This is a genomic window from Psychroserpens sp. (assembly GCF_047633235.1).
Lineage (GTDB): Bacteria > Bacteroidota > Bacteroidia > Flavobacteriales > Flavobacteriaceae > Psychroserpens.
In genome coordinates this window covers 1-13,766 of the sequence record NZ_JBLIET010000057.1, presented here as the reverse complement: position 1 = coordinate 13,766, position 13,766 = coordinate 1, and the positions used below count along the sequence as shown (strand labels likewise).

Sequence of the window (13,766 nt, the reverse complement as noted above, 5' to 3'; positions counted from 1 at the left end):
AAAAGGTGATGTTTATCTATTTGTTTATGAATTTGGGTTTTTAAAAAGAGAAGAGCATAATATCGGTAAATATATTCTCGTAAAATGGCAGGATTATATGCAAAAGAATATACCAACATAATATCTTCCTTAATCACGTAAACAGAATTATGAATACGGTTTCTAAAAAGTAGCAGCTTGAATACTCAGTGTTTCACTTATACAAGCGGTAAGGGTCGTTGTCATAACCCGAAAGTCATTGGTTCGATTCTAGTTTCTGCTACTAAGAAGCTCTTTGATAAGTCAAGTAGCTTTTCTTTTAGAATCAATTGATGATTACGTCATAATCAAATACAAAAGGAAGCCAGTTAATCCAGTTCCCGCTTCCAGTCAAATTTTCAACTTCTTTTGTTTTAAAGGCTTTTTAGAAATAAATGGTCCCTTTTTTATTTAGGAAATGTTAAATAGAACAATAAAATCACAAAGGTTCCATAAATGTAGTAATAAAGTAAGACGAGCATTTTGAAATTACTAACTTGTTCCAAATTTAACTAGCTTCATTTGAAAAAAAACATTAAAAAAATATTCCCAGTTCTCTTAGTTATCTCATGCGCACTTTTATTGATTACGAACTCTTCATCATACAAGAATGTAAATGAAGGAACTACTACACCCATTAAGGCTGAGTCAAAAGAGGAATCTCCTGTTTTAATTGAGAGATACTCTGAAAAGGAAACAAAAGATGTGCAGCATAAATTAGATCTATTATTAAAACGTATTAATAAAAGACATGATTTTCATGGAGCCATATTAGTAGCGAAAGGCGGGAAAATAGTGTATCAGAATGAGATAGGATATGCAGATTTTAAAAATAAAATTCTGCTAAACAAAAAATCTGTATTTCAATTAGCGTCTGTAAGTAAACAGTTTACGGCAGCCGCTATTATGTTATTGAGTGAAAGGAATAAAATTAAGCTCACAGATACAGTAAACGCATATTTTCCAGGTTTTCCTTATGAAGGTGTGACTATTGAAAACCTTTTAAATCATACCGCTGGATTACCGAAATATTTTTGGGTAGCAGAGCATAAATGGCAACAAAATAAGGCGCCTACAAATAGTGAAATGATGGCTTTACTTGAATCGAGTAATGTGCAGCGGTTCTACAAACCAGGGCGTAAATTTGATTATTCTAATACGAATTACGTTGTTCTAGCTTCTATTGTCGAAAAAGTTTCTGGGACTTCTTTTAGCTCCTTTTTAAAAAGCAATATTTTTGAACCGCTACAAATGAAACAGTCGTATGTATACAGTTTTGAGAATGATAGTATTAAAGAAAATCAATTAGTTGGGTATAGATTGTATAGAGGATGGCGTCATTTAAAAATTCGTAGTACCGTAAATGACGCCATTGTTGGTGATAAAAATGTATATACGACTACTGAGGATTTGTTTAAGTGGACACTCGGGTTAAATACTGAAAAACTACTCACAAAAAAGTCATTAGACCTAATGTATGCAAAAGGAGAAACTGTTTACGGACGAGAAGTGCCATATGGCTTTGGGTTTAGAATTAATTCTAATGGACAAAAAAGCATCTATCATCATGGTAAATGGAATGGGTTTAGTACAGGACTCACAAGATATTTAGAAGATGATTTGGTAGTCATTGTTTTAGAGCACACGAGTTATAATGCAATAAAATCCCTTAATAAAGAAATAAAGAAAATCGTTACAGAAAATTTTGGTGTTTAATTGTGCAAGAACTTTAAGATATACACCATTTTTTGCTTAAAACTAGTAGAGAGGAAGGTGTGCTTAAATTTGAAAACTCAATGATTTTAAAACAAACGTTTATCAACTTATTTAGGCTCGATAATTAAAAGTACGCCACTACTAAAAAAACGTAATCTGTTTAAAATTAGTTGTTTTTGTTTAAATGTTTAGCTAAATACACACCAGTACTCGCACTTGCTTGCAGCAGGTATCCACCCGTTGGAGCGTCCCAATCTAACATTTCTCCGATACAAAATTGATTGGACATGTTTTTAAGCTCAAAATTTTCAGAAATGGCATCTAAATCAACTCCTCCAACTGTAGAAATTGATTCGTCAATGGATGCTGTATTTATTATTTCTAAAGGAAATTTTTTGATCTTGTTTGTTAATAATTCGCTGTTTAAATAGGACTCTTTAGAAAGATATGTTTTTAATAAATCAATTTGAGGTGTGCTTAGCTTGAGTTCTTTTTTTAAGATCTCAGTAGTGGTCCTATATTTAGATGATTTTATTTTATACTTGATGTTTTCTAATGTTAACGAAGGCTTGAAATCTACAAGAATAGTTGCTTTTGAATTTGCATTTAACTGTTCTCTAATTTGTGGACTTAGTCCGTAAATAGAGTTTCCTTCTAATCCAAATTTAGTAATGACCGCTTCTCCTTTTTGAATACTATTATCGCAAGAAATAGAAATATTTTTTAAAGGAAAGCCTTCGTGTTTTTCAATAAAATGATGTTTCCAGTCAATTTGATAACCGCAGTTTGATGCTTGAAATATTTTTGTTTTAATTCCTTTTTTAGAAAAAGTATCGAGCCAGTTTCCGTCAGACCCAGTAACTTTCCAACTTGCTCCGCCTAAAGAAAAAATAGTATAATCTGTTGGTATCGTTTCATTATTAATAACAGGATTGCTATTATCATCCCAATTAGAAAAAGTATGTTCATACTTAATAATAACCCCTTTTTCTTTGAGAGATTTCAGAATTGTATTTAGTACTTCAATAGGCTTAATTCCGTCTTTTGGATATACTCTTTTACTGCTTCCTATGCGTGTTGGGATTCCAATCTGATCGAGCCAATTTCGAAAATCAATATTGGTGAAATCGAGTAGGGCCTTGTCTAAAAATTCATTTGGAGTGTAACGCTTAATAAGCTGTTCAATCGGTTCTGAATGAGTTAAGTTGAAACCACCTTTACCGGCAACTAAAAACTTACGTCCAGATGTTTTGTTTTTTTCATAGATGGTAATATTGAATTTTTTAGCATCTAAAAAAGCAGCTAATAAAAAGGCTGATGGTCCGCCGCCTATAATAACAATCTGTTTTTTCATGAAACAAAAATAGTGGTTATTAGTATGTTTAAAGCCTTTTTGTTAATAGCATGTAATGGTTTTGTGTATGATTAGGCGCGCCTTTTAAGTTCCTAATTTAGCAATTACAACCTGAATATGAAATTCTCAAGGACTTTTATAAACAAGCAACTAGCAATATGTTATGTACGTCTTAAGTTTGATTTATAATTAAATCCATAGATTTAATTATAAATCAGAAAGAAAATATGAGAGAAGTAAGGTTACTATATACGGTGAAGCTTTAGACTGCGACAACATTGATAACGCTCTCTCTCTCTCTCTCTCTCTCTCTCTCTCTCTCTCTCTCTCTCTCTTACTACTTAAATCACGTTCAGTTCTGTGAGACTTTTGAATCTCGTTTTTAAGTTGTTGTGAGTATAGTAGCCTGTTATTTTATGAAGTATTTTTTTTGTTTTGTAGTTAACCTGTTCCTCTATTAAATCTAGCATTTTTAACATTAGTTTTTTTCTATTGGATTTAAAGTTAATTGAAATTAAGAAAATTAAATTTTGTTAATCACCCTAGTTATACTTTATACGTTTGCTATTAGTTTAATTTAAATCAATTGATATTTTCCTTACATTCGCTTTAATAATATCCAATAAAAGTTCTATTTGAACAAGATGGGTTCTAAATGATACTACCGCAATCCGTATCCAAAATGTTCCATTTATGGTCGTTGATGATAGGAATATGCGTCCATCGTTTTGAATAGCCTTAATTAATTTTTTGTTAAAAGAGTCTGCGTTTTTATCGGTGGGAATATACCTGAAAATTGCAATTGAAAGCTCGGGTTCAGGTCCAACTTCGAATCCTTTTATTTTTTTTATTTCGTCATAGAAATACTGAGTTAAGTATAACTTTTCCTCCAAGGCCGCCCTGAAAGGTTGTAATCCAAATAGTTTTAGTGGCAACCACATTCTCATTCCTCTAAAATGTTTTGTTTGTTCGGGAGATATATCTGCTGGTGAAATTTCTTCATCAGCATCAATTGTATCCTGCATGTAGTCTGCGAGATACTGATAAGCTTTTAATAATTCACCTTTATTCTTTACAAGAATAGTGCCTGTACCAAAAGGTAAAAAAAGTGTTTTATGAGGATCCAGAGTAATGGAGTCGGCTTTCTGTAGTCCGTTAAATTTGGAATCTAATTTGTGAACTAATTTAAAGAAGCCTCCATATGCTGCATCAACATGAAACCATAGTTTATGTTTTTTTGCAATTTTTGCAATCGATTCAATAGGATCAATTGCTCCTGTATTCGTAGTTCCGAAGGATGCACTAATAAAGAAGGGAGTTAAACCGTCTTCCTTATCCTTAATAATTGCTTTTTCTAACTCATTTGCCGAAAGTCTAAGTTTTTTATCTAAAGGAATAAACCTAACAGGTGCTTCTGATAACCCCGAAATTCGAATAGCTTTTAATATGGAATGATGAGCTTGCTCTGAAAGGTAAATTACTGATTTATCAAAATTTCGTGCTTTTAGATTATGAGCTTCCCTGGCTGTTACAAGGGCTACTAGATTGGCAATAGATCCTCCAGAAGTTAAATTGCCAGCAGCATTATTAGGATACCCCATTAAGCGGCACATCCATCTAATGAGCATGTTTTCCAAACGAACTGCTCCTGGAGCAGCAAAAAACACACCTGCATAACGATTGTGAACTGCGGCAATATAATCTCCAAGGGCCGAAGGGTAAAGTCCGCCTCCAGGAATATACCCCATATGTCCACCAGAAGCAGGATTTATGCCCACTTCATCTATATTTGTTTTAGTACTATCTAGCAATGTGGTTAATGGAGTTGCTTGCTCTTCAATATCAAAATTATATATATTCTTTCCATTTTCTTCTGAGCTAAAAAAAGCTTTAGAAGTATCCAGTTTATTGATAAATGTATTGCTGTAATCTAAAACCTCTGCATTCCATTCATTTCTTTTTTTTACTCCTGGGTCCAAAAGTTTCGATAGTTTTTCTAATTCTTTAATCTTATTTATCATATTTATATCAAACTTTTAAAATGGGTACAGTTGCTATCCTTGGATTTGTTAAATCCTTTTTTGCATGTTGATTAAGTATGTATTTATGACTTAAATTCATTTCTTACTTGTTGTTAGATCATTGAATATCGAAAGTTACATGTTTATGTGCTAGGAATTTCAAATAGAAGTTCAGAAATAGCAAACGTAAAACGGTCATCAATTAAAGTATGAATAGTAATTTTCATATTAATTATTACCAATGCGAGTAATCTGTTTATGTATTAAAGTTAGTAAATAAATTATAGATAGAAAATCTGTTAGGATTATTATAAGTAAACTTTTAACAAGCAATTATTTATACATGGTGTAATATCAGTTTACCATTTTATAAAAAAGTGGTATTAAGTCTTTGAACTATATTCCTAGCCAAGCGTTGAATTCACCTGTGTTATTTTGGCTTGTCCTTAATAGTTTACTTTCAGAGTTTAATTATATGGATATCGTGTTTTTATTATACCTTCCTAGTTTATCAATAAACTTAGGGTGCATACTGTCGCTACGATTAATTCTAAAAACCTTTTTAAGGTCTAAAAAGGTTTCTGTTTCTTTAAAGACTGTTTGAAGCATTATATGTTTTTTGTTTATTTCGTGAAAATCAAAAACAATCCCGATGTCAGCTTGAAAACAAACAATATCTTCCACTTTTTAAAAGGAGATTTCCATGTATGTTTTTATTGCGAACTGGTCTTTGTATGCGATACTGTTTTCTTGGTTGTGTTTAGTTTTTTACTTTATCACTATAAAAACCTATTTCAATACTATGTAACTTATAACAGCTCAACAGCTTACTAATGATAAGCTGTGTTATGAGCTAAGGCACCACCACAAGTGCTACAAGCACCAGACCCACCAGACCCTCCAACACATCCTTTTTCACAAGTATAATGCCATACTCCAGCTTTATTTTGGCTAGGTTCGGGAGTAGCTGTTGGAGTAGAAGCAGGAGGATTAGCATAAGGAGCAGAAGAAGTTGGAGTACTATTAGCTTTGGCATGATAAGTAGTGTTATGTGCTAAAACACCTCCGCAATTGTCACAATTAACAGCTGACCCAGCACCTCTAGGGCAACCTTTGTTGCAGGTATAGTGCCAAACTCCTCCTGAATTTTGAGCGGGCTCAAGACCAGCTAGGTTTGGGTTTATTTTATTTAGTGGAGTAGTCGCATCTAAAACTTCCAATGGTTTTGAAGTTTCTTGTTTTGATGCTTTAGTATTATCATTACAGCCGAATGAAAAAATGGCTAAACTAAATAATAAGGTAATAATTTTAACGTATTTCATAATGGTGTTCTTTAAATTTATAATGTAATATAATTTAAATCTTTATGCCCTTTGATTTACGAGCCTATTCAAAATTATAGTTTATCATGTAAACTTACATTATATTTTTCATCACTTGGCTTTATTTGGCTGTCATCCATGAATTATAAAATTACGGACTACTTTGTTATGAATTGTTTTATTCTTTTTCATTCAACGTGATACTCGAATCTACCCAATAGATTTCTACTTTAGTAGCGCCGCGCCGCTCACTAACAATAGGGTCGCTATATCTTCTAGAAAAGAAGAAATATTTATTGTTTGGAGTCATATAAGGGCAGAAGTCCTTCCATTTTGTATTAACAAGTTCACTGAGGTAAATAGGAGCTTGCTATTCGTCTTTATTTTTGAAAGACACAAACGTTCCATCTGCTCTGGACTTTTTGTATGAAGAGATTAAATAACTTTCATCAGCTGACACAAAAGTATCTCCTGTACCCAATTCTGAATTCAAAAAAGGACCAATACTAACTGGAGTCTCAAGTCTTACATCTCCTAAATGTTAAGCTCTATAGATGTCATTTTCACTTACTCCTCTAGGCCAATTAGATGTGAAATACAAACGACCATCAGCTACTACAGCGATTTTTAATCAAAAATAAACGAGAGATTTTTTCTTGACCTTCCCAAAAATGGGAACTTTTTTTTACTTTTGAACTTATGATAAATAACTTCGAAAATGAGTTCTTCGGAATTGGGATCCAAAACGGTAAAACACCAGAAAATTTAGGAGTACTCTGGCGTTCTGCACAAAACTTAGGTGCTAGTTTTATTTTTACCATCGGAAATCGATATGCTAAACAAGCGAGTGATACACACAATGCAGTAAAGTCAATGCCTTATTTTCACTACGAAACTTTTGAAGCATTTTTTAAGAACTTGCCAAAAGGAGCCAGAATTGTCGGTGTAGAATTAACAGAGAAAGCCCAAGATTTAGAAGCCTTTCATCATCCGCGACGTTGCGTTTATTTATTAGGAGCAGAGGATCATGGATTATCATCTAAAGCTATTGAAAAAAGCCATTTTTTGATTAAATTTAAATCAGAGCTGAGTCTTAATGTTTCCGTAGCAGGAAGTATTGTGATGTATGATAGAGGGATAAACAAACCAAGGTCGTAACTTTGTCGCCTATATAATAAAGAAATAATGAGTCATAAAGCAGGTTTTGTAAATATTATTGGGAATCCTAATGTGGGGAAATCCACGTTAATGAATGCGTTTATTGGAGAGAAGTTATCTATAATCACTTCAAAGGCGCAAACCACAAGGCACCGTATTTTAGGAATTGTAAATGGAGAGGATTTTCAGGTCATATTAAGTGATACGCCAGGAATTATTAAGCCAGCCTATGAGCTTCAGGAATCTATGATGGATTTCGTGAAATCAGCTTTTGATGATGCCGATGTATTAATTTACATGGTAGAAATTGGAGAACAAGAATTGAAAGATGAAGCTTTTTTTAATAGAATTACAAGCTCTAAGATTCCGGTATTACTGCTTTTAAATAAAATTGATAAATCAGATCAAGAGGAATTAGAATCTCAAGTAGCACTGTGGTCTGATAAAGTGCCAAATGCTGAAATATTTCCAATTTCCGCATTAGAAGGATTCAATGTTAAAGAGGTATTTGGTAGAATTATTGAATTACTCCCAGAATCTCCAGCATTTTATCCTAAAGATCAACTAACCGATAAGCCTGAACGATTTTTCGTCAACGAAATAATTAGAGAGAAAATCTTAATGTTTTACAAAAAGGAAATTCCTTATGCTGTAGAAATCGATACCGAAGAGTTTTTTGAGGAGGATACCATTATTAGAATGCGCTCCATAATTATGGTAGAGCGTGAGACTCAAAAAGGAATTATTATTGGTCACAAAGGAAGCGCACTAAAACGTGTAGGTGTCGAAGCTAGAAAGGATTTAGAGAAATTCTTTGGGAAGCAAGTCCATTTAGAACTGTATGTAAAGGTGAACAAGAATTGGAGGAGTAACCAACGACAACTAAAACGTTTTGGTTATAACCAGTAAGCGTGCGTTAATCTTAAGTATGAATCCCATTAGTGCGCAAAGTATTTCGCATAAAATGATGTAATTCGTGCATTTGTGTCATTCCGGTTTTTTTACCTAAGCGACCACCAAAATAGAGTGCGAGCCATATTACAATCATGAAAAGCGTGAAAAACAATGGTAAGGTATAACTGTCGCCTAAAGATCAGTTGACATAGGTCAAAATTCCACATCCTATAAATAATCCAGCCACAACAAAATGAAAAAACATAGATAGTGTCCAGATTGTTGGATTGGGGCTAAAAAGGCCAAGAATTAGGCTTCAATTACTGTGAGCGGTTTTACTTTTGCTTTTATTTATTTTGGTTTCCACTCTTTTAGTAGTTATAAGTCATATGCTGCTTTTTGTAAAGTAGCGTTTTCAATAGATTTTAAATCAATATTAATAGCATTTCTATTCCAGTAGCGGCAGCGCTTTTGGTTTATAGATATACATATCTAAACCTCTATTGGAAATGTTTTTAGAATAATTTATGGCTAAAAGGGATGGCTTAGTTTTGTTTGCTTAAATAGAAAAATATCTTGTTTATCTTAAATAAAGTCCATATAATCTTAAGCCATTATAGAAAGTAGTAAAAAAGCAAAAATGAATAGTTTTTTCTATTTGGTTAAAATATTTCTAAAGCTTTTAAGGGTGTTTTATAATAAATCATAGAAAACCCTATGTGGATCACTCTTTTTTTTAGTCAGTTTAAAATAAAAACCACTTTTTAAGATTATTAAATTAATTGACAGTAGTATATAAGTTAATAGATCTCTAATTATATATTTGAGCTAAATGGTAAATAACTCATGGACGACTTCAAGAATCCCCCGTTATTTGTTTTGCCATGTTGCCAGGTTTTATACCAAATCGTTTTAAGAATACTTTTCTAAAATAAGGAGCACTGCTTATACCTATTTCGGTCATTACTTCATTAAGAGTTTCAAATCTATGAGTTTTAATTAGTTCATAGGCTTTTAATAATCGTAATTCAAGAATTATTTTTATTGGGGAGAGTCCTGTTTTTGAATGAACCTCCTTGTAGAGCTTACTTTTACTGAGATTACAAAGTTGTGAAAGTTGTTCCACATTAAATTCAAAGTTTTGTAGATTGTCTAGAATTACCGTATTAATATGATTCATTAATTTATAACAATCTCCTTCAAAATCTAAAGCGTTACTTTCGAGGTTAAATAGGTTTTCTTTATTGACCTTTATTTTTAGTAAAAGTTGAACTCTTGCTATGATTTCTATATCATGAAATGGTTTTATAATATATTCCGTGATGCCTAGACTACTGCGTTCTTTACTTTTATAGTCTACGGGTGAAGACGTCAACATGAGATATGGGATATCTTTAAAATCATCTAATTTGTTGAGTTCTGCTTTAAATTCAAATCCATCCAAGACTGGCATCCTAAGGTCTGATATGATAATATCGAACTTTTCTTCTTTTAATTTATAAAGCCCATCTTGTCCATTATAGACTATAGTAGACGATACTATAGAGGAAAGTACCTCTGCAGTAAATAGTGCCATATCTTTATTGTCTTCCAGAATTAGAGCTTTTGGAAGATTACTCGTTTTCTTTTCTTTAGTAATTTCTTTGGATTTAATATTAATAGCCGTAAAATCACCCTTTTCTTTATGGGTGTAAAGGTCAATGCCTTCAGTTTTCAAAGGAATGCGCACTTCAAATATAGTTCCTACATCTTCCTTACTTTGTAAAGTGATTTCTCCATTCCACTCGCTGATTAAATTTTTTACTAGTGACAACCCAATACCAAAACCACCTTGATTGGTATGTTTACCCGATTGATAAAAGCGATTAAAAACTTTTTGTTGTTCCTTCTTGGGAATACCTACACCCTCGTCTTCAACTCTTAAATAAAAAAAATCTTTTTCTAAATTGACCGTTATATATACGGTTCCTCCCATTTTGGAAAATTTTATAGCATTGGTTATAAGATTGTTTGATACTTTTTCAAGTTTATTATAATCAAAAGAAATGTTAGTATTATTATCCCGAATATTAGATTTAAAGCATAGCTTGACTTTGTGTAATTCTGCAATTCCTAAAAAGGACTCAATATTTGTAAAAATAAATTTCAGCATGTTTTTACTACTGAGATTTTGTGCCTTTTGGAGGTGGTTTATGTTTTGGTTTCTTAATATTGATAGAAAATCGTTAAGAGTACTGATGAGTTCATTACCATTTTTTATACCAATATCTGCATAGGCGGCAACTTGATTTGGTTCCAATTTTCTTGATTTAATTAAGTCTAAGTATCCAATAATGACGGCAATAGGTGTTCTGAATTCATGAGATAGATTTTCAATAAAATTATTTTTTAATGCGGACACCTTTTTATTATAGCGTAATTCAATTTTGGTTTTTAAGTTTTTCTGTTCTAGGTAGAAGTATAGAAATATACCTAGTATAATAAGTAAGATAAATAGAATTACCGCACCAAATATTAATTTCTGATTTTTTTGTCGTGAATCATACAGCTGTTGAATATGTAATGTTTTTATCCTACTAATGTCTTCATCTTTTTTAAGATTGTAATTTAATATGGAGGTTTGTTTCTTTTCTTCTAATTGTATGATAGAATCATTTAATTCTAAATAGTTTTCAATTTCTACTGTAGCTTTAATTAAATCTCCAAATTTTTTATAAATAAAGTATTTAGTTTTTGAATTTTTTAATTTAGTAGGTATTCGTATATGCTCTAATCCTTCTATTTCTTTAAAGTAAAATAAAGCTTTTTTATAGTCCTTCTTTTGGTAGTAGTTTTCTGCGAGTATCGAGTTTTTTGCTGCAGCGTCACGTGCATTTAATTTGTTAGTAGGGTACGCCTTGTGTATATTACTAATTGCTAAATCATAATTACCCATTAGATTATAGTTGTCACTAAGTCTTGAGAAATATACTCTTCTAAAATTGGTTTGTTTTTTAAAAATAGTGGTGTCTAATTTTATTAAATAATCTAATGAAGCTTGTTCTTCATTCTCCAGCATAAGAAGCCGCGATTTAATGATGCCAAATAGGAATTTGTGACGTGGTGAAAAGTCACTTTCATTTTTACTATTTAAAATAGTCATAATATCTTTAGCATATTCTACAGATTCCGATTCCAAATAAAAATTAACTACTTGTAATAATATTAATATTTGTCTATCATTATCTCCTATTTCTTTATAGTACTCTAACGCTTTATCTATCAATTCTAAGCCTTTACCATAGTTTAGATTATTGAGTTCTAGGTTCCCTGTCACATAGTTATTTTTGGCAAGTATTTCTGGGTTTTTTGCGAATTTTGTTATAAGGTTGCTGTAGTATTTACTAGAATCAATAGCTGCTTTTGTGCCATGAATATTCAATAAAATAAGCCAAGAATTATCTCTGATACTAGTTAAGGACTTGTGATTTGTTTCATTGTTTTTTAGATTAATAGTCCTTAATATAATATGCGCTCTTTTATAGGTGGTATCTCTAGATGTCCGTTCAGCTTGATCCATCATTATTTTGTACATTTTTTTTACCTCAAGAGTGTCTATGCTCGTTTGGTCTTCTTGCCCAAATGTGAAAAGATATCCAAATAAAATAAAAATATAATGTAATCGCATATCAGTTTTTATTGATGTCAAAGCAATTTACAAAAAAAAAAATGGATAATACCGTTTAATAAAGTTTAGTGAATAAGAGCCCTTTATTGATCTATTAGAGACTCTTAAAAGTATTGCGAGCCCTTAAGATATCATTTACAGACTATAGTGATTTCTCTTTCTTAGTAAATTTGACCTTAGCTGTTTTAGGCTTTTTGTTAATTCGAAAGTGCTAAAATGTAGGACTTCTCCTTTTTGTTAAATTCAAGTAAATAAAGCATAGTTCTTTTTGCTAAAGTCATTAAATAAAACATTGTGATGACATATTTTACTTTGATTGAATATGTAGTGTCACTTCTTATTAAGATTCCAGATTTTCAACGAATCCTAAATTAAAATTTTATTAAAATTTAAATAGATTTTATAATAAACAAACCATCAAATATAACTAAAAAATGAAAAAATTATTACTTTTTGTATCCTTGCTTGTTTTGGCTAGTAGTGTTCACTCTCAGGTGGGTATCGGTACGCCTTTACCTAATAATTCGTCACAGTTGGATGTTGTAGCGAATGGTAAGGGAATATTAATACCACGTATTTCGCTTACGAGTGAGATAGATGTCACGACCATTACATCGGGCAATGTCTTAAGCTTATTGGTATTTAATACCTCATTTAATGATCAGTTAACTCCGGGTTACTACTATTGGGATGGAGTTAAATGGCAACGTATGGTTAATTCAGATGACATAGGAGTTTTTGAAACTTTAACTACCTTGGTTTATAACGGCGATGGTTCGTTGTCTTATGCAGATGAGGATAGCGTAATACATGTTATAGATTTGGCAGCAATTATCGGTGATTTTGAAACCCTAACATCTATTACAGATACTGGAGATGGGTCAATTACTTATCTAGATGAAGATGGAAATCCAACAATCATAAACATTGCCATGATTATTGATCAATTTGAGACCGTAACAAGTTTAGTTGATAATAATGACGGTACTGTTGCCTATACAGATGAAAATGGCGATATCACAATCATTGAGTTATCGACAATCATTGATAATTTTGAGACCCTTACTATAATAGGAATGAATGTCGATGGTGTCAATTTAGATTACGAAGACGAGGACGGGAATATTACTCAAGTAAATTTAGCAGCAGTTGTTAGCGCTAATGAGACTGTTACGACTTTGGTGGAATCGAACGGTAGCTATACGTATACAAGTGAAGATGGTACAATGGTCATTTTTGATGTTACCCAATCAGGCACAGGCGATCCAATAACAAATATAACAGTAGGTGTTGCAGGAGATGTTTATGTTGATGAAAGTACAGGTGATGTTTGGACTTATAATTCAACAACTAATACTTGGGAACAACAAACAGGAGTTAGCGATTCATTAGTAGGATTAGATGGAACCTATACACATATTGCAGTAGATGGAACTGTAGAAACTTTTGATGTTACCCAATCAGGCACGGGCGATCCAATAACAAATACAACAGTAGGTGTTGCAGGAGATGTTTATGTTGATGAAAGTACAGGTGATGTTTGGACTTATAATTCAACAACTAATACTTGGGAACAACAAACAGGAGTTAGCGATTCATTAGTAGGATTAGATGGA

General features: G+C 32.1%; 8 protein-coding genes and 1 pseudogene. 4 read left to right on the top strand and 5 right to left on the bottom strand.

What is annotated here, in order from left to right; translation table 11 throughout:
- The first annotated feature begins 540 nt into the window (after positions 1 to 540).
- Entirely contained in the window at positions 541 to 1,734 is a 1,194-nt protein-coding gene (locus ACJAZK_RS13380) for a serine hydrolase domain-containing protein (RefSeq protein ID WP_415224448.1), read from the top strand.
- Between the two features lie 166 nt (positions 1,735 to 1,900).
- Here the strand turns inward: ACJAZK_RS13380 and ACJAZK_RS13375 are convergent, their stop codons facing one another.
- The 4 genes from ACJAZK_RS13375 to ACJAZK_RS13360 form a co-directional block, all read right to left on the bottom strand.
- Positions 1,901 to 3,088, bottom strand: a complete 1,188-nt coding sequence (locus ACJAZK_RS13375) for an NAD(P)/FAD-dependent oxidoreductase (RefSeq protein ID WP_415224447.1) — start codon at positions 3,086 to 3,088, stop codon at positions 1,901 to 1,903.
- Between the two features lie 572 nt (positions 3,089 to 3,660).
- The gene (locus ACJAZK_RS13370) at positions 3,661 to 5,109 is read right to left on the bottom strand and encodes a pyridoxal phosphate-dependent decarboxylase family protein (RefSeq protein WP_415224446.1); all 1,449 of its coding nucleotides are present in this window, start codon (positions 5,107 to 5,109) and stop codon (positions 3,661 to 3,663) included.
- Between the two features lie 471 nt (positions 5,110 to 5,580).
- Positions 5,581 to 5,718 (bottom strand): hypothetical protein, encoded by a 138-nt coding sequence (locus ACJAZK_RS13365; RefSeq protein WP_415224445.1) that lies wholly within the window; start codon positions 5,716 to 5,718, stop codon positions 5,581 to 5,583.
- Between the two features lie 221 nt (positions 5,719 to 5,939).
- Positions 5,940 to 6,431 (bottom strand): hypothetical protein, encoded by a 492-nt coding sequence (locus tag ACJAZK_RS13360; RefSeq protein WP_415224444.1) that lies wholly within the window; start codon positions 6,429 to 6,431, stop codon positions 5,940 to 5,942.
- A 699-nt stretch (positions 6,432 to 7,130) separates the two neighbouring features.
- Between ACJAZK_RS13360 and ACJAZK_RS13355 the strand changes: the two genes are divergently transcribed.
- Both ACJAZK_RS13355 and era read left to right on the top strand, forming a co-directional pair.
- Positions 7,131 to 7,589, top strand: coding sequence for an RNA methyltransferase (locus tag ACJAZK_RS13355; RefSeq protein WP_415224443.1), 459 nt, complete (start codon positions 7,131 to 7,133; stop codon positions 7,587 to 7,589).
- Positions 7,590 to 7,616: 27 nt separating this feature from the next.
- Entirely contained in the window at positions 7,617 to 8,498 is an 882-nt protein-coding gene (gene era / locus ACJAZK_RS13350) for a GTPase Era (protein ID WP_415224442.1), read from the top strand.
- A gap of 841 nt (positions 8,499 to 9,339) precedes the next feature.
- Here era and ACJAZK_RS13345 read toward each other — a convergent pair.
- On the bottom strand, positions 9,340 to 12,150 hold the full coding sequence (locus ACJAZK_RS13345; RefSeq protein ID WP_415224441.1) for an ATP-binding protein: 2,811 nt from the start codon (positions 12,148 to 12,150) through the stop codon (positions 9,340 to 9,342).
- 434 nt (positions 12,151 to 12,584) lie between these two features.
- Between ACJAZK_RS13345 and ACJAZK_RS13340 the strand changes: the two are divergent.
- Positions 12,585 to 13,766, top strand: a pseudogene (locus tag ACJAZK_RS13340) (hypothetical protein); the annotation flags it as partial.

Excerpts from the sequence above, each read along its gene's own strand:
- ACJAZK_RS13370 (WP_415224446.1), bottom strand. The coding sequence starts at position 5,109 with ATGATAAATAAGATTAAAGAATTAGAAAAACTATCGAAACTTTTGGAC.
- ACJAZK_RS13355 (WP_415224443.1), top strand. The coding sequence starts at position 7,131 with ATGATAAATAACTTCGAAAATGAGTTCTTCGGAATTGGGATCCAAAAC.
- ACJAZK_RS13360 (WP_415224444.1), bottom strand. The coding sequence starts at position 6,431 with ATGAAATACGTTAAAATTATTACCTTATTATTTAGTTTAGCCATTTTT.
- ACJAZK_RS13345 (WP_415224441.1), bottom strand. The coding sequence starts at position 12,150 with ATGCGATTACATTATATTTTTATTTTATTTGGATATCTTTTCACATTT.
- ACJAZK_RS13375 (WP_415224447.1), bottom strand. The coding sequence starts at position 3,088 with ATGAAAAAACAGATTGTTATTATAGGCGGCGGACCATCAGCCTTTTTA.
- ACJAZK_RS13365 (WP_415224445.1), bottom strand. The coding sequence starts at position 5,718 with ATGCTTCAAACAGTCTTTAAAGAAACAGAAACCTTTTTAGACCTTAAA.
- era (WP_415224442.1), top strand. The coding sequence starts at position 7,617 with ATGAGTCATAAAGCAGGTTTTGTAAATATTATTGGGAATCCTAATGTG.